Origin of the sequence: Shinella lacus, assembly GCF_010994755.1 — a bacterium.
Lineage (GTDB): Bacteria > Pseudomonadota > Alphaproteobacteria > Rhizobiales > Rhizobiaceae > Shinella > Shinella lacus.
On sequence record NZ_WHSB02000001.1, the window covers coordinates 50,954 to 66,328 of the forward strand.

Sequence of the window (15,375 nt, forward strand, 5' to 3'; positions counted from 1 at the left end):
GTCCTATGGATTGGCGGGCGCGGCAGCCACCACGGGGCGCGCGCGCCACAGGCCGATGGCGAAGATGGTGAGGCCGAGCAGTGAGATGACGAGCAGCACAGCGGCGATCGGGCGGGTGATGAAGATGCTCAGGTCCCCGTTGGACAGCGCCAGCGACTGCATCATGCGGTTTTCGAACAGCGGGCCGAGAACGAGGCCGATGACGAGGGGAAAGCCCGGAATGTCGTTGCGCAGCATGATCTTGCCGACGATGGCGAAGAAGACGGCGATCAGCGCGTCCGAGATGCGGTAGTTCTGCGTGTAGCAGCCGACCAGCGAGAGCACGAGAACGGTCATGCCGATGAAACGCGGCTCGATGCGCGCGAGCTTCATGATCGGTTTCGTCGCGAAGAGCAGGATGCCCAGGATGACGATATTGAGCAATAACAGCGAGATATAGAGGCCGGAGATGAATTCCGGATGCTGGGCGAACAGTTGCGGACCCGGAATGTAATTGTGGATCATGAAGACCGAGAGGATCATCGCCATCAGCGGATCGACCGGGATGCCGAGCGCCAGCAGCGGCACCAGCGTTGTGGAGGTGCAGGCGCTGATCGAGGCTTCGGACGCGATCAGCCCTTCGGGAGAGCCCTTGCCGAACTGTTCAGGCGTCTTCGAGGCGCGCTTGGCCAGCGAATAGGAGAGGAACTGCGCGCCGAACTCGCCCACACCGGGCAGCAGGCCCATCGTGACGCCGAGCCCGGCGGAGCGCCCCAGCGTGCGCGGATAGCGCAATGCTTCGAGCAGGCCGCGAAACCGGTTGTGATAGACGGCGGAGGACGCCGCCCGCTTGTAGCCCGGCGTGCGTAGCAGCACGAAGGCCTGCGACATGGCGAAGAGCCCGATCACTGCCGGCACAAGGGGAATACCGCCCATCAGGAACGGTTCGCCGAAGGTGAAGCGCTGTGTGTTGAAGAAGCGCTCGAAGCCGACCGTACCGAGCAGGATGCCGAAGCCGAGCGAGATGACCGCCATAAGCCCCTGCGACTGGTGCGCCAAGAGCACCGAGACGATCGCGACGAGCGCCACCATGGCATATTCAACGGCGCCGAAATGGGTGGCGATGGTAGCGAGGTAAGGCGCCAGTACCACCAGCGCCAGCACGCTGATCGTGCCGCCGATGAAGGAGGAGGAATAAGCGAGCGACAGCGCGCGGTGCGCCTCGCCGCGCTGCGCCATGGGGTAGCCGTCATAGGTCGTCAGCACGTTGACAGGCGTTCCGGGCACCTTGATCAGGATGGCCGGTATCGCACCGCCATACCACGCGCCGCCATAGGTGCCGAGCAGCAGGGTGACGCCGGCAAGCGGCTCCATGCCGAGCGTGAAGGGCAGCAGGATCGCCATGGCGCCGGCAGGCTCCAGGCCGGGGACCGCGCCGATCAGGATGCCGATGAAGGCGCCCGCGACCAGCGCCAGGAGGACGTTGAAATGCGCGATGTTCTCGAAGCCGAGAATGATGGAGTCCATGGCGGCGGGTTCCTACAAATAGGGGCCGATGAGGTTGCCGATGCCGCCCGGAAGCCAGGTGAAGATCGACGCGTGAGGGAACCACAGGCCCATGACGCCGCGCAGCAGCACCACGATCACCACGGTGAAGGCGAGGTTCCACGCCATCCAGCGCCGGCTGCGAAGGCCGGAGGCCCATAGGCAGGCTTGGCCGAACAGCAGGGTGGAGATCGCAAAACCGAGGATCGGGATCGCCGCCATGTAGAGGCAGAATAGAGCGGTGTAGCCGAAGGCCGGCAGCAGATCGCCGAACGCCGAGCGCGCGCGGCCGAGATAGGCATGCGGATCGGGCGAAAGCCGCCAGCCGCGCAGGAGCCGCTGCGTCAGCACCAGCCCCGGCAGGCCGATCATGGCGATACCGAGGATGGGAATGTTGCGCGGCGAAAGGAACCAGGCCTTGTCGGCCGGCTGCACATGGGTGGCGAAGGGCAGAAGGAGCACAAGCCCCACGGCGATGACGAGGCAGGCAAGCCCCACCGCCGCCACCGCTTCGCCCGGCGGAAATTCCTGGTTCTGGCCCTGCTCGTCCATGGTCGTTGTCCCCCGCGCTTTTCAGATGGATTGGAAGGGCCGGCCTACTTCTTCAGATCCTTCACCAGTTCTTCGGCGGCGGCATAGTCCTTGTCGATGCGCGCGGCGGCATCCGCCGCATTCATCCAGTAGACGCCGGCGCCCGTGGCCTCGGAGACGGCCTTGGCCCGGTCGCTCTTCATCGCCTCTTCGGCGATGGTCGCGATCTTGTCCTTGATCTCCTGCGGCGTGCCCTTCGGCACGAAAAGGCCGTTCCACAGCGTGATATTCAGGCCCGGCACCTGCTCGGACAGCAGTTTCGCCTCCGGCTTGATGGAGAGCGGCGCGTCCGTATAGGTCGCCAGCACCTTGACGTCGTCGAGGCAGGACAGCACCGTCGCCATGGTCGTGTTCATCACGTCGGCGTCACCATTGGCGAGTGTCGAGCAATCGAGCGAGTTGAACGACGCGTCGGCGCCGAAGGTGAAACCGAGCTTCTTGGCGGCTGCGAAGGTCGCCATGGTGGGGATCAGGTCGTAGCCGAAATGGCCGAGCTTGATCGGGTTCGCCTTGGCATAGGCGGCAAGGCCGGCAAGATCGTCATAGGGCGCATCCTTTTTGGCGACGAGCGCGAAGGGATAGGTCAGGAAGATGCCGACCGGCTCGAAGGCGTCGCGGCCATAGGGCGCGTTGCCCTGGATGACATGCATGGTCGGCACGTCGATGACCAGCGAGCCAACCGTGTAACCATCCGGATCCGACTGGGCGACGGCCGTCGCGCCTTCGACCGCACCGCCGCCCGGCCGGTTGACAACCTTGGCCGGCGCGCCGGCACTGGCGGTAAACGTGTCGGCGATGATGCGGGTCAACTGATCTTCCAGGTCGCCCGGAGGCCAGGGAACGATGAAGGTGACCGGGCGCTCGGGATATTCCGCGTACGCCGGCATTGCCAGGGCGGCGGCGAGTGTCGTCGTGGCGAGTGCGAGGGTGAGAAATCGAGTCATGCTGCTTTTCTCCCATACAGTGCGGACAGGATATCCGCGTTCCCATCGGTTCATTTATTGAACCATCATTTTGACTATAGACTTGCAAACGAACCGGCTTGCTGTCAAGTTAATTCACATGTGAAGTAAGTGGCGCCTTGGAGGAGGCATCGGCATGGTCAGAGAGGGACGTCCACGCATCCTGGTGATCGGCACCGGAGACACCAAGGCCGACGAATTGACCTTCATGCGCGAGCGCATCGAAGCCGTCGACGGCCGCGCGGTCATGATGGATGTCAGCGTGCTCGGCGACCCGCCCTACCGGCCCGAACATGACCGTCATGCCGTCGCAGAAGCCGCCGGCACGACCATCGATGCCATTGCCAAGAGCGGCGACGAGAACAGCGCCATGACGCTGATGGCGCTCGGCGCTTCGCAGCTCGCCCGCAGCCTATACGACCGCGGCGAGATCGACGGCATCATCGCGCTCGGCGGCACGATGGGCACCGATCTCGCCCTTGACGTGGCGCTGGCCCTGCCGCTCGGCGTGCCGAAATTCGTCGTCTCGACCATCGCCTACTCCCATCTGGTGCCGCCTGACCGCATCGCGACCGACCTGATGATGATCCTGTGGGCGGGCGGCCTTTACGGCCTGAACAGCACATGCAAGGCCGTGCTCTCGCAGGCCTGCGGCGCGGTGGTTGGCGCCGCAAGGGCCGTGGTACGTCCGCAGGCGGAGCGGCCGATCGTCGGCATGAGTTCGCTCGGCAAAAGCTGCCTGAAATACATGGTGACGCTGAAGCCGGCGCTGGAGCGGCGCGGCTATGAGGTCGTCGTGTTCCACACCACTGGCATGGGCGGCCGAGCTTTAGAGGCGATCGCCGCACAACGCGGCTTTGCCGCGGTGCTCGATTTCTCCCTGCAGGAAGTCGCCAACCAGCATATGGGCTCGGTGGTGAATTCCGGCCCCGACCGCCTGGAAAATGCCGGCCGCAGCGGCATTCCGCAGATCGTCGCGCCCGGTGCCATCGACATGGTGGACTTCCCGACCTGGCAGCCGGTGCCGGCGCGTTTCGCCGAGCGTCCATACCACGCGCACAACCGCCTGCTCGCCTCGGTCACCTCAGACGGCGAGACACGCCGGGAAATCGCCCGCGCCATCGCCGGCAAGCTGGCGACCGCGAGCGGCGCCACCGCCTTCATCCTGCCTGCCGGCGGCCTCCAGCAATGGGACCAGGAGGGCGAACCGCTGCACGAGCCCGACGCGCTCGCCGCCTTTATCGAGGAGATGCGCGAAACCATGCCCGAGAGCGTCGAGCTGCACGAGATCGCCGGCCACATCAATGACGATGCCTTCTGCGCCAAGGCGCTGGAAATCTTCGACTGCTGGGTGGCCGAGGGCATTATTCGTCCGGGGGTAGCCGGATGACGAAACCGGCCGCACTGGTGCTCGATTTCGGCGGCGTCGTCACCAAGACGCTGTTCGAGACACATTCGCTCAGCGAACAGGCGCTTGGCCTGCCGCCCGGCACGCTCGCCTGGCGCGGACCGTTCGATCCGGCATCCGATCCGCTCTGGCGCGCCATGCAGGCCGACGAGATCAGCGAGCGCGACTATTGGAAGACCCGCACAAACGAGGTCGGCCGGCTGGTCGGCGAGGACTGGAACGACATGTCGACCTTCGTGCGCCGCGCCCGCGGTGCCGATCCTGAGGCCGTCATACGCCCGGAGGCCGTGCAGGCCATCCGCACGGCACACGAAAACGGCATCCGCCTCGCCATCCTCTCCAACGAACTCGACCTGTTCTACGGCGAGGATTTCCGGCAACGCCTGCCGCTGCTCTCGTTGTTCGAAACCATCGTCGATGCCACCTATACCGGCATCCTCAAGCCGGACCCGCGCGCCTATGCCGCCGTCTGCGAGACACTAGACCTCCCCGCCGAAGCCTGCGTCTTCGTCGACGACCAGAAGCGCAATGTGGACGGCGCTGTCGCCGCCGGCATGCGCACGGTATGGTTCGACGTCGCAGAGCCCGCCCGTTCCTATGCCGCAGCGCTCGCCCCGTTCGGCCTGCCTTCACCCGAAATCCGCCACGAGAGTATCTGAGCCATGCGCGACATCAATTTCCTCAGCGAGAACAATGCAAAGCCGATCTGGCACCCGATGGCACATCCGGCAGAAATGCGCGCTTCGCCGCCGCGCGTCATCATGCAGGGCGAAGGCGCGATGGTGACGGATATCGACGGCCGCACCGTGCTCGATGCCGTCGGCGGCCTGTGGAACGTCAATCTCGGCTATAGCTGCGACCCCATCAAGCAGGCGATCGCAAGGCAGCTCGACGCCCTGCCCTATTATTCCGGCTTCCGCGGCACCTCCACCGGCCCTTCCATCGAGCTCGCCTACGAACTGGCGCAATGGTTCGAGCCGGAGGGCATGGTGCGCAGCTTCTTCACGTCGGGCGGCTCGGATTCGGTGGAGACGGCGCTGCGCCTCGCGCGGCAATATTGGAAGATCCGCGGCCAGGCCGACCGCACCAAATTCCTCGCGTTGAAGAAGGGCTATCACGGCACGCATTTCGGCGGCGCCTCGGTCAACGGCAATGCCAATTTCCGCCGCAACTACGAGCCCTTGATGCCCGGCGTTTTCCACACGCCCGCCCCCTGGACCTACCGCAATCCCTTTGACGAAACGGACCCGGCAAAACTCGCGGCCCTTTGCGCCCGCGCCATCGAGGAAGAGATCGCCTTCCAGGGCGCCGACACCATCGCCGCCTTCATCATGGAGCCCATCCTCGGCGCGGGCGGCGTCATCGTCCCGCATGAGGGCTTCATGCCGTTGGTGCGCGACATATGCGACCGCCACGAGATCCTGCTGATCGCCGACGAGGTGGTGACCGGGTTCGGGCGTACCGGCGCCTGGTCGGGTTCGCGGCTGACGGGCGTCAAGCCGGATTTCATGACCATCGCCAAGGCCATCACGTCGGGCTATTTCCCGCTCGGCGCCACGCTGATCTCCGCCAAGGTGGCCGAGGTCTTCGAGGCCGACAAGACCAGCTTTGGCGCGATCGGCCACGGCTACACCTATTCCGGCCACCCCGTCGGCTGCGCCGCTGGCCTCGCCGCGCTCGCTGAAACCAAGCGCCTCGCACTGAACGAAAACGCCGCCGCGCGTGGCGCGGAACTGGCGACGGCACTGGAAGCCCTCAAGACGAAACACGCGGCTGTCGGCGACGTGCGCGGCAAAGGGCTGATGGCGGCGCTCGAAATCGTCGCCGACCGCGCGACGAAAAGGCCGGTCGACAAGAAGACCATGGCAAGGATCGCCGATGCCGCCTACGACGCCGGCGTCATGCTGCGCGTGTCCGGCAACATGATCATCCTCTCCCCGCCGCTGATCGTGACGGCGAAGGACATCGCCACAATCGCCGAGGGGCTGGATGCGGGGCTGGCGGCGGCGGGCTAAGTCCTGCCGTCAGAGATCGCTGGCGTTGACGTAAATAGCGGCAAGCGCCTCGAAGCCAGCCTGGTCTTCCTCTGTGAAGCGGCCCGGCAGCGGGCTGTCGAGATCGAGCACGCCAAAAACCCGACCGTCCCGGGCGAGCGGCACGACGAGTTCGGCGCGCGAGGCGGCATCGCAGGCGATGTGGCCGGGGAAGGCGTGCACGTCCGGCACGAGCTGGCTGCGCCCCTCGGCGACCGCGCTGCCGCACACACCCTTGCCGACCGGGATGCGCACGCAGGCGACCTTGCCCTGGAAGGGGCCGAGCACCAGTTCGTCGGCGGATTTCAGGAAATAGAAGCCGGCCCAGTTGAGGTTTGCGACCGCATCGTAGATCAGCGCGGAAAGGTTCGCCGCATTGGCGATGGCGTCGCGTTCGCCATGCAGCAGGCCCTCGGCCTGGGCGATGAGGTCGCGGTAGAAGCTCGGCTTGTCCGTCGCCTCGATTTTCCGGATATCGTGCATGGCAGGTCCTCGGCTGGGTACGAGCTATCGTCGATAGACCCGGGAACCGCGGCTGGCAAGCATGCTTCGTTCAGCCGCGCGGCGCGCAGACGAGCGCCTCGCTGCCTTCGACCCGGCCGATCACCACGTCGATGCCGTAGATGTCTTTCAGGGTCTGCGGCGTCAGCGTGTCGGCCGGGGCGCCAAGCGCCATCAACGTGCCGTCCTTCAAGAGCGCCACGCGGTCGGCGACCTGCAAGGCGTGGTCCGGATTGTGCGTGGAGAGCACGATGGCGAGGCCCTGGCCGGCGAGCGTGCGGATATGGGCGAGCAGCCGCATCTGGTTGCCGTAGTCGAGATTGGCCGTCGGCTCGTCCATCACGATGATGCGCGCCTGCTGCGCGAGCGCCCGGGCGATGAGGGCCAATTGCCGCTCGCCGCCGCTGATCTCGGTGCAGGGCGTGTCGGCGAGCCCGGTTATGCCGAGGCTTTCGAGGGCGGCATCCGCAATCGCGCGGTCCCGCTCCCCGGGCATTGCAAAGGCCCTGAGATGCGCGGCGCGGCCCATCAGCACAACATCGCGGACCGTGAACGGAAAGGGTGCGGCATGGGCCTGCGGCACATAGGCGATGCGCAGCGCCCGCTCGCGCCGCGACCAAGCGGAGAGCGGCTTGCCATCGAGCATGACCTCGCCGGCCTTCACCGGCAGGAGACCAAGCATGCTCCTGAACAGCGTGGTCTTGCCGGCGCCGTTCGCGCCGAGAAGCGCCAGCACCTCGCCCTCGGCCAGCGACAGGCTGACGGCGTGGCCGATCTCCCGATCCCGGTAACCGAAGGCGAGCGATTTCAGCGCGAGCGTCATGACCAGCCCCGCTTTCCGGCAATCAGCAGCCAGAGGAAAAACGGCGCGCCCACCACTGCCGTCAGGATGCCGAGCGGCACCTCGATCGTCGCGATCGAGCGCGCTAGCATGTCGACGATAAGGAGATAGGCAGCGCCGAGCAGCATGGCGGCCGGCAGCAGGCGGCGGAAATCCGGGCCGACCAGCATGCGTGCGACATGCGGGATGATAAGCCCGATCCAGCCGACGATGCCGGTGACGGAGACCGTCGCCGCCGTCACCAGCGTGGCGCCGGCAATAAGGGCGATGCGCGTCTTCAGCGTGTCGATGCCGAGCGTCTGCGCCTCCTCCTCGCCGAGCGTCATGACATTCATGCGCCAGCGCAAGAGCACGAGCGGCACGAGGCCGAGCACGACGGCCGGCAGGATCGACAGCACGTCGAACCGCGTGATCGCCGTCATGCTGCCGAGCAGCCAATAGGTGATCGCCGGCAGCTGGTCGTAGGGATCGGCGAGCACCTTGATCAGCGAGATGCCTGCGCCGATCAACGCCTGGATGGCGATGCCGGCCAGCACCAAAGTCAGCACCGGATCGCGCTCGCGCACCAGCGCGCCGATCGCCGAGACCGCGAGCACGGCGACAAGCCCGCCGGCGAAGGCGGCAAGCTGGATGGCAAGCACGGGCAGCGACAGGAAGATGCCCAGCGCCGCGCCAAGGCTGGCGCCGACCGACACGCCGAGCAGGTCCGGCGAGACCAGCGGGTTGCGAAACAGCCCCTGATAGGTCGCCCCCGCGGCCGCAAGCGAAGCGCCGACGATCACCGCTGCCACGACGCGCGGCAGGCGCACATTCCACAGAACCGTCGAGAGAACATGGTCCGCGCCATCGCCCGTAACAAGCTGCCGCAGCGCATCAAACACGGGCCCCGGCCCGCTGCCATATTTGCCGACCATCATGGAGAGGGCGGCGAGCAGCAGCACGGCAATCAGACCCGCGCCGATGAAGAGCCTGCCCTGCCCTTTCGGCAGGGCGGCCTTGTCGCGCATCTACTTCGCAGCCGCCTTGCCAGGCCCCAGCAAGGTCTCAAGCTGGGTGCCGTCCAGCTCGACCTGGTAGAACAGCTTGAAGAAGTCCCGCACTTCCTGATCGAGCGCGCCCGGGAAAGCCTCGGGATAGAGCGTGTGTTCGAGCCACGCGATGCCGATCAGGCGGTTGATGCCGGGCGGGGAATCGATCCAGCCGAAAGGCAGGCTGGGCGTGACATGGATGCGCGCCGCCTTGACCGCATCGAGCTCGGCCCAGAGCGGGTCGCTCTTCACGCTTGCGGCAAATTTCGGCGAGGCGGCGAGAATGACATCCGGCTTCCACGACAGGACCTGTTCGAGCGACACCTGGGTGAGACCGCCCTTGCCGGCGGCGGCCGCGACATTCCTGGCGCCGGCCGCTTCGAGGATCTCCATGTTGATCGAGCCGGCGAGGCCCGTTTCCAGCCCCTCCGCGCCGCGGCCATAATAGACCGCCGGGCGCTTGTCCTCGGGAATTCCGGCGAGCCCCTTTTTCAGCGCAGCGAGCCTGGCTTCGGCATAGGCCGCAAGGGTCTCCGCCCGCTCAGAGACGCCGAGGATGGCGCCGGTTTCCCGCAGCGTTTCGGCACTCTTCGCAAAGGCGCCGTCGATCAGGATATAGGGGATGCCGGTTTGTGCCTGCACCTTGTCGGCAAGCGAGGCATAGGTCGGGTTGACGGTGCCGACATCGATGATGATGTCGGGCTTGGCCGCCAGCACCGCCTCCATGTTCGCCGTGCCGCCCTTGCCCGTCAGTTGCCCGAAGGTCGCAAGATCGCGGACGGAGGGCAGCAGGAAGGCCTTCTCCTCGCCCTTCGGCTCGCGCACCCAGCCGGCGAGCTTTTCCGGTGCGAGCACATAGACGAGCACCGAGGCCGGCGGACCGGCCGCCAGCACCCGCTCGATCTTGTCCGGCACCTCGACAGTCCGCCCGGCCGCATCGGTGATCGTGCGCGCCGCGGCCGGCAGGACCGATGCAAGGAAGACGACGAAGACAAAAAGGCAGCGCAAGACCGGCATGGACTCTCTCCCGCGATATAGTGAGGCAAATATATCGTCGGTTCCTGATAGCAAGGCAACACCCGCCGTCCTCTCCGTGCGCTCTTCCAAAACGTTATGTTTTATGAAATATAACGAAGGTAGGATTTGCCGAGGAACCCATGCAAGCAGAAATCCGGATCGCCGCCGCACTCGTCCTTCGGGAGAACGGCGAAACGCTGCTGGTCCGCAAGCGCGGCACGGGCGCCTTCGTGCAGCCCGGCGGAAAGATCGAGCCCGGGGAAACGCCGAAGGCGGCACTGGCGCGCGAATTGCGCGAGGAGATCGGCCTCGACATTGCGCCGTCGCGCATGGCGCCGTTCGGCCGCTTCGAGGCGGCGGCGGCCAACGAGCCGGATCACATCGTCATCGCCGATGTCTTCCAGGTCGAGCTTCGGCGCGAGGCCGTCACGCCGGTTGCGGAAATCGAGGAGGCGGTCTGGGTGCCGGTCGATGCGGCGGGCGATCTGCCGCTCGCCCCGCTGACGCGCGATCACATCCTGCCGCTGTTCTGCCAGATGCAGTTTTCGACGGAGCTGCATTACGGCCAAAGCCGAAGTGCCGAAACACCAACCCTGTCCCTGTCAGAATAGCCGATCGGACATCCCATGCCGACCTTGCCGCGCCCGCACTCCCTCTCCTCCCCCAGGCTGCTGCTTCCCGTCGAAGCTGCGCCGGAAGAGGTTGCCGTGAAGGCGGGGTCGCAGCGCCTGAAGACCTGGGACATCCCCTCGACCTTCCACTGCTCGATCGTCGGAACCTGCCTGACAACGGGCGAGCTTCGCCAGCTTCTCGCCAAAGCCGGGCAGGAGGATGCGCGTAGCGCCACGGACCACACGCTGCACGGCCGCGGCGTGCGCACCGCCGGACAGCGGGATTTTGCCGCAAAACTCCTCAACAAGGCGCTCGACAAGCGCCATGAGGTGAGCATCAAGCGTATTCCGTTGCAGGCCGACGAGCAGGAATTGCGCCGGATCTGGCGGGAGAGTTTTGATCGCGGCGATATTGCCGGCCCCTACTGGGCCTTGATGAGCCATCCGGCGAGCCCGCCGGCGCTGATCCGCGACATTTTCGGCGAAGTCCATATGCTGTCGCATCTCGTCGGCAGCGCGAGCCGGCTCGATCTCGCCCGGCTGACGCGGCTGGAAAAGGAACTGGAACAGGAGAAGGACAAAGGCGAGCGCCAGGAAAAGCGGCTTGCCGTCGCCGCCGACGAGCGCGTCGCGCTCCGCCAGCGCATCCGGCAGCTCGAAGAGCGGATCGTGCAGGCGGAAGCGACCGCCGCACCCTTCGGCCAGCGGGTACGCGCGGAAGAAGGCAGCCCTGCCGAACGCGCGGACACCGAGGCCGCACGCGCCAACGCTCTCTCCCAGCGGCTCGCCGAGGCCGAGGAAAGGTGCCGCGCCTTGCAGCGTGACCTCGAACAGTTGCAGGACCATAGCCATTCGATCCTCCGGGAGAACGAGGCGCTCGAAGCGGCCGTGACCGCGCAGCTCCAGGCCGGCGGCAGCCAGGCGAGCCCGCAGCCGGCAGGCCCCGTGCTCTATGTCGGCGGCCGGCGTAATCTTTTTGATCACCTGCGCGCCTATGCTGAAAGCCGCAATGTCGACCTCCTGCTGCATGATGGCGGCATGGAGGACAGCACGACGCTGCTGCCGGCACTTGTCGGACAGGCATCGACGATCCTGTTTCCGGTCGATCACATCAGCCACAGCGCCGTCGGCCTGGTAAAACGCCTGTGCCGCGCGCAGGGAAAACCCTACCTCCCACTGCGCTCCGCCGGCCTCGCGAGCTTCCTCGCCGCCATTACAGGAGCCGGTGGCGCCTACGGCCGGCTGTAGCCGCTTCTTCCCTCTCTACCTCTGATTTTGCCTGCCAGCTGGCAGGCAAAAGCGCACCGCGCCGCCCATCGGTCGCCAGCCGATGAGCGGCATTTGTCGTTTTCGCATTCCTTCAAAGAGGTCGTTGACAGTAAATATTCAGATGATATCTTGAAAATATATTTTATGGAGCGACCCAAAGTGCAGCCTCTCTCCACCAAGAAAATGCGCCTGAGCGACGTCGCCTATCACGGGCTGCGCACCGCCATCATCAAGGCGGAACTGCTGCCGGGCTCGCCGATCGACGAGAAGGAATGCATGGAGCGGCTGGCGGTCGGCCGCACGCCGCTGCGCGAGGCGCTGCAAAGGCTGGCGCAGGAAGACCTGTTGCTGGCGGTGCCGCAGCGCGGTTATTTCGTCTCCTCCACCTCGGCCACCGATTTCTTTCAGCTCCAGGAATTTCGCCTCCAGGCCGAGCTCTGGGCCGCGCGGCTTGCCGCCACCCGCATCAGCGACGCGCAGCTCGATCGCCTGGCCGCGCTGATCGAGGAAGCGCGCGCCGGCGTCGAGGCCAAGCGCATGGAGATCGAATGGCATCTCGGCATCGACGAGGAGATGCACAAGCTGATCGCCGAGGCCTCCGGGAACACTTACCTGATGCAGGCGCTGACGCGGCTCTATGCGCTATCGGTGCGCAGCCTCTATGTCTCGCGCATGCCCGTCGCGCTTCTCTTTGAAGACCTGAACGACATGGTGGTGATCCACGAGGCGCTTGCCAGCCGCGATCCCGACAGGGCGGAGGCGGCAATGCGGGGGCACCTCTCGGTCAGCGCGACGAACCTCATCCGCCCCGTCGAGCCCTCCCGCCAGACGCGCATGGAGACACGGAAATGATCGCCGCGCGCCGAGGCAATCTCGTGACACTGGCGCTCCTCGCCCCGTCCCTCCTCAGCGCCATCCTCCTGCTGGTCATCCCGATCCTCATCGTCATCGCCTTTTCCTTCGCCGAGCAGGACACCTATGGCGGTGCGAAATTCGGCTTCACGCTGGCGAGCTACCGCGAGCTCTTCCAGGCCATCTACCTGCCGATCTTCCTGAATTCGCTCCAGCTTGCCGCTGTCTCCACCATCGTTTGCCTGCTGGTCGGCTATCCGATCGCCTATTTCATCGCGTTGCGCGCCGGGCGCCATGCCGGGTTGCTGCTGGCGCTGCTGCTCATTCCCTTCTGGATCGATTTCATCGTGCGCATGTCGGCCTGGATGGTGCTGCTCGGCCGCAACGGCACGATCAACAGCGCGCTCCTCGGCCTCGGCTTCATCGAGCAGCCGATCCGCATGATCGGCACCTATCCGGCCGTGCTCGTCGGCATGCTCTATGCCTTCCTGCCGACCACGGTGCTACCGATCCATGCCGCGCTGAACGGCCTCGACAAGCGCCTACTGGAAGCCGCAGACGATCTCGGCGCGACGCCGCTGCAATCCTTCTGGCGGGTCACCTTCCCACTGTCGCTGCCGGGCGTGATGGCCGCCATCCTCTTCGTCTTCGTGCCGGCCATGGGTGTCTATGCCATCCCCGTCCTGCTCGGCGGCGGCAAGAGCATCATTCTCGGCAACCTGATCGTCCAGCTCTTCCTCGATTTCCGCAACATGCCGCTGGGTGCGGCCGTCTCCGTGGTGCTGCTGGTCATCTCGTCGGGCATCATCGTCTGCTACATGCGCGTGCTGCGCTCCGTCGAGGAGGCGCGAACATGAAGAAGCTGATCGCGCTCTACGTCCCCGCCGCCACGCTTATCGGCTACATCTTCCTCTTCGCGCCCTTGCTGGTCCTCGTCATCTACGCCTTCAATGCCGGCCGCTCGACAGTGGTCTGGGAAGGGTTTTCGCTCGCCTGGTTTGCGGAAGCGCTGCGCGACCGGGGGCTGCGGGCCGGCCTGCAAGTCAGCGTCATCGTCGCCATCGCCTCGGCGGCACTTGCAACGATGATCGGCACCAGTGCAGCACTCGCCGTGGTCAAGCGCCCCTTTGCCGGAAAGAACCTATTCTCGACGCTCATCATCGCGCCGCTGGTGCTGCCGGAGATCGTGCTCGCGGTCGGCCTGCTCGTCGCGACCGTCTGGACCGGCGTGCCCCTCGGCTACGGCACCTTGATCGCCGGCCATGTGCTCGTGTCGATCCCGTTTAGCTTCCTGATCGTGCGCGCCGCTGCCTCCGGTCTCGATCCGCGCCTCGACGAGGCGGCCGCCGATCTCGGCGCCAACGGTAAGCAGGCCTTCCTGCGCGTGACGCTGCCGCTGTTGGCGCCCGCCATCCTCTCGGCCTTCCTGCTCTGCGCAGTGATCTCCTTCGACAACTTCGTCGTCTCGACCTTCGTCTCGGGCGTCGGCTCGACGCCACTGCCGATCCAGATCTACGCCACGCTGAAGTCCGGCCTCACGCCGAAGATCAATGCGCTCGGCGCCATGCTGATCGCGGTCAACGTGCTGGTCATCCTGGTCGTCATGAGCCGCTACCTCAAGACGATCCGCAAACAATCATAAGAACCACCAACCAAGAAATGGGGAATGCGCAATGAAAAACTGGAGAACACTTTTTGCATCGGTCAGCCTGGTCGCCATCGCCTCCGGCGCCTCGGCCGCCGAGCTCAACATCTATGCCTGGTCCGGCGAAGTGCCGCAGGAAATCGTCGACGACTTCGCGAAGGAGACCGGCATCACGGTGACCTTCGACACCTACGACTCCAACGAGACGATGATGGCGAAGCTGTCGGCCGGCGCCAGCGGCTACGACCTCATCGAACCCAGCCAGTACACCGTGCAGGTGCTCGCCAAGCAGGGCCTGTTGCAGGAACTGGATCACGCCAAGATCCCGAACATCGGCAATCTTGGCGCGCCCTTCAAGGAGGTCTCCTACGATCCCGGCCAGAAATGGTCGGTACCCTATATCTGGGGCACCACCGGTTTTGCCTATAACGAGGACTGCGTGAAGACGCCGCCGACGAGCTGGAAGGCGCTGTGGGACCCGCAGTATGAAGGCCGCATCTACATGCTCGACAATATGCTGGCAGCCTATATCGCTGGCCTCCAGGTCAACGGCTTCGATGCCGGCACCACCAAGCCGGAGGAAATCGAGAAGGCGACCCAGTCCCTCATCGAGCAGAAGAAGGTGCTTGGCGGTTACAACAGCACCAATTACGGCGACCTGCTCGCCTCGGGCGAAGCCTGCATCGTGCAGGGCTGGAACGGTTCCATCGCACAGGTGATGGTGACCAATCCGAAGGTGAAATACGTCATTCCGGATGAAGGCGGCTCGATGTGGATCGATGGTTTCGCCATTCCGACATCGGCCAAGAATGTCGAGGAAGCCTACAAGTTCATCGACTACATCATGCGGCCGGACGTCGCCGCCAAGGCGGCGGATCTCTCGAAATCGGCGACCGTCATCGACAAGGCCAAGGCGCTGCTGCCGAAGGAAACAGCAGGAAACGCCGCCATCTATCCGCCGGAAGACAAGCTGATGAAGGCCGACTTCATCCTCGACGTCGGCGATGCGACAAAACTCTACCAGGATGGCTGGACCAAGGTGAAGACCGCCCAGTAACGGCGGCCCGGACCATCGGCGGCCGGGTTGCCGGCC

Annotated in this window: 16 protein-coding genes; 9 read left to right on the forward strand and 7 right to left on the reverse strand. The window is 65.4% G+C overall.

The features are described 5' to 3' along the window. Positions 1-3: 3 nt before the first annotated feature. Genes GB927_RS00225 through GB927_RS00235 form a run of 3 tightly spaced genes read right to left on the reverse strand, consistent with a single transcriptional unit; the run spans position 4 to position 3,059 of the window. Complete coding sequence (locus GB927_RS00225) at positions 4-1,506, reverse strand: tripartite tricarboxylate transporter permease (RefSeq protein ID WP_256114470.1); 1,503 nt, start codon at positions 1,504-1,506, stop codon at positions 4-6. 12 nt (positions 1,507-1,518) lie between these two features. Beyond that, positions 1,519-2,076, reverse strand: coding sequence for a tripartite tricarboxylate transporter TctB family protein (locus GB927_RS00230; RefSeq protein WP_256114471.1), 558 nt, complete (start codon positions 2,074-2,076; stop codon positions 1,519-1,521). A gap of 44 nt (positions 2,077-2,120) precedes the next feature. Continuing rightward, the gene (locus GB927_RS00235) at positions 2,121-3,059 is read right to left on the reverse strand and encodes a tripartite tricarboxylate transporter substrate binding protein (protein WP_256114472.1); all 939 of its coding nucleotides are present in this window, start codon (positions 3,057-3,059) and stop codon (positions 2,121-2,123) included. Positions 3,060-3,213: 154 nt separating this feature from the next. Between GB927_RS00235 and GB927_RS00240 the strand changes: the two genes are divergently transcribed. Genes GB927_RS00240 through GB927_RS00250 form a run of 3 tightly spaced genes read left to right on the forward strand, consistent with a single transcriptional unit; the run spans position 3,214 to position 6,500 of the window. Further along, complete coding sequence (locus GB927_RS00240) at positions 3,214-4,467, forward strand: Tm-1-like ATP-binding domain-containing protein (protein ID WP_256114473.1); 1,254 nt, start codon at positions 3,214-3,216, stop codon at positions 4,465-4,467. Further along, positions 4,464-5,144 carry an HAD family hydrolase gene (locus tag GB927_RS00245; RefSeq protein WP_256114474.1) on the forward strand — a complete coding sequence of 227 codons (681 nt, stop codon included), beginning with the start codon at positions 4,464-4,466 and terminating at the stop codon, positions 5,142-5,144. The genes GB927_RS00240 and GB927_RS00245 overlap by 4 nt, the downstream gene beginning before the upstream one ends. Positions 5,145-5,147: 3 nt before the next feature. After that, positions 5,148-6,500 carry an aminotransferase class III-fold pyridoxal phosphate-dependent enzyme gene (locus GB927_RS00250; protein ID WP_256114475.1) on the forward strand — a complete coding sequence of 451 codons (1,353 nt, stop codon included), beginning with the start codon at positions 5,148-5,150 and terminating at the stop codon, positions 6,498-6,500. Positions 6,501-6,509: 9 nt separating this feature from the next. Here GB927_RS00250 and GB927_RS00255 read toward each other — a convergent pair whose 3' ends face one another. From GB927_RS00255 to GB927_RS00270, 4 genes are all read right to left on the reverse strand, one after another. Continuing rightward, positions 6,510-7,001, reverse strand: coding sequence for a free L-methionine (R)-S-oxide reductase MsrC (locus tag GB927_RS00255; RefSeq protein ID WP_256114477.1), 492 nt, complete (start codon positions 6,999-7,001; stop codon positions 6,510-6,512). 70 nt (positions 7,002-7,071) lie between these two features. After that, positions 7,072-7,842 carry an ABC transporter ATP-binding protein gene (locus GB927_RS00260; protein ID WP_256114478.1) on the reverse strand — a complete coding sequence of 257 codons (771 nt, stop codon included), beginning with the start codon at positions 7,840-7,842 and terminating at the stop codon, positions 7,072-7,074. Next, positions 7,839-8,867, reverse strand: coding sequence for a FecCD family ABC transporter permease (locus tag GB927_RS00265; RefSeq protein ID WP_256114479.1), 1,029 nt, complete (start codon positions 8,865-8,867; stop codon positions 7,839-7,841). Before GB927_RS00265 ends, GB927_RS00260 begins: the two co-directional genes overlap by 4 nt. Beyond that, positions 8,868-9,905: an ABC transporter substrate-binding protein gene (locus tag GB927_RS00270; RefSeq protein WP_256114480.1), complete on the reverse strand. Its 1,038-nt coding sequence runs from the start codon at positions 9,903-9,905 to the stop codon at positions 8,868-8,870. Between the two features lie 140 nt (positions 9,906-10,045). Between GB927_RS00270 and GB927_RS00275 the strand changes: the two genes are divergently transcribed. From GB927_RS00275 to GB927_RS00300, 6 genes are all read left to right on the forward strand, one after another. Next, entirely contained in the window at positions 10,046-10,516 is a 471-nt protein-coding gene (locus GB927_RS00275) for an NUDIX hydrolase (RefSeq protein ID WP_256114481.1), read from the forward strand. 15 nt (positions 10,517-10,531) lie between these two features. Beyond that, positions 10,532-11,764: a DUF2325 domain-containing protein gene (locus GB927_RS00280; RefSeq protein WP_256114482.1), complete on the forward strand. Its 1,233-nt coding sequence runs from the start codon at positions 10,532-10,534 to the stop codon at positions 11,762-11,764. A gap of 180 nt (positions 11,765-11,944) precedes the next feature. Further along, entirely contained in the window at positions 11,945-12,637 is a 693-nt protein-coding gene (locus GB927_RS00285) for a GntR family transcriptional regulator (protein WP_256114483.1), read from the forward strand. Then, positions 12,634-13,494: an ABC transporter permease gene (locus GB927_RS00290; RefSeq protein ID WP_256114484.1), complete on the forward strand. Its 861-nt coding sequence runs from the start codon at positions 12,634-12,636 to the stop codon at positions 13,492-13,494. The genes GB927_RS00285 and GB927_RS00290 overlap by 4 nt, the downstream gene beginning before the upstream one ends. Beyond that, positions 13,491-14,279 (forward strand): ABC transporter permease, encoded by a 789-nt coding sequence (locus tag GB927_RS00295; protein WP_256114486.1) that lies wholly within the window; start codon positions 13,491-13,493, stop codon positions 14,277-14,279. Before GB927_RS00290 ends, GB927_RS00295 begins: the two co-directional genes overlap by 4 nt. Before the next feature lie 31 nt (positions 14,280-14,310). After that, positions 14,311-15,339 (forward strand): ABC transporter substrate-binding protein, encoded by a 1,029-nt coding sequence (locus tag GB927_RS00300; RefSeq protein ID WP_256114487.1) that lies wholly within the window; start codon positions 14,311-14,313, stop codon positions 15,337-15,339. The last annotated feature ends 36 nt before the right edge of the window (positions 15,340-15,375 follow it).

What these genes read in the sequence shown, in the direction of transcription:
- GB927_RS00235 (WP_256114472.1), bottom strand. Translation starts at nt 3,059, where the DNA reads ATGACTCGATTTCTCACCCTCGCACTCGCCACGACGACACTCGCCGCC.
- GB927_RS00260 (WP_256114478.1), bottom strand. Translation starts at nt 7,842, where the DNA reads ATGACGCTCGCGCTGAAATCGCTCGCCTTCGGTTACCGGGATCGGGAG.
- GB927_RS00275 (WP_256114481.1), top strand. Translation starts at nt 10,046, where the DNA reads ATGCAAGCAGAAATCCGGATCGCCGCCGCACTCGTCCTTCGGGAGAAC.
- GB927_RS00270 (WP_256114480.1), bottom strand. Translation starts at nt 9,905, where the DNA reads ATGCCGGTCTTGCGCTGCCTTTTTGTCTTCGTCGTCTTCCTTGCATCG.
- GB927_RS00280 (WP_256114482.1), top strand. Translation starts at nt 10,532, where the DNA reads ATGCCGACCTTGCCGCGCCCGCACTCCCTCTCCTCCCCCAGGCTGCTG.
- GB927_RS00300 (WP_256114487.1), top strand. Translation starts at nt 14,311, where the DNA reads ATGAAAAACTGGAGAACACTTTTTGCATCGGTCAGCCTGGTCGCCATC.
- GB927_RS00290 (WP_256114484.1), top strand. Translation starts at nt 12,634, where the DNA reads ATGATCGCCGCGCGCCGAGGCAATCTCGTGACACTGGCGCTCCTCGCC.
- GB927_RS00245 (WP_256114474.1), top strand. Translation starts at nt 4,464, where the DNA reads ATGACGAAACCGGCCGCACTGGTGCTCGATTTCGGCGGCGTCGTCACC.
- GB927_RS00250 (WP_256114475.1), top strand. Translation starts at nt 5,148, where the DNA reads ATGCGCGACATCAATTTCCTCAGCGAGAACAATGCAAAGCCGATCTGG.
- GB927_RS00255 (WP_256114477.1), bottom strand. Translation starts at nt 7,001, where the DNA reads ATGCACGATATCCGGAAAATCGAGGCGACGGACAAGCCGAGCTTCTAC.
- GB927_RS00240 (WP_256114473.1), top strand. Translation starts at nt 3,214, where the DNA reads ATGGTCAGAGAGGGACGTCCACGCATCCTGGTGATCGGCACCGGAGAC.
- GB927_RS00230 (WP_256114471.1), bottom strand. Translation starts at nt 2,076, where the DNA reads ATGGACGAGCAGGGCCAGAACCAGGAATTTCCGCCGGGCGAAGCGGTG.
- GB927_RS00225 (WP_256114470.1), bottom strand. Translation starts at nt 1,506, where the DNA reads ATGGACTCCATCATTCTCGGCTTCGAGAACATCGCGCATTTCAACGTC.
- GB927_RS00295 (WP_256114486.1), top strand. Translation starts at nt 13,491, where the DNA reads ATGAAGAAGCTGATCGCGCTCTACGTCCCCGCCGCCACGCTTATCGGC.
- GB927_RS00265 (WP_256114479.1), bottom strand. Translation starts at nt 8,867, where the DNA reads ATGCGCGACAAGGCCGCCCTGCCGAAAGGGCAGGGCAGGCTCTTCATC.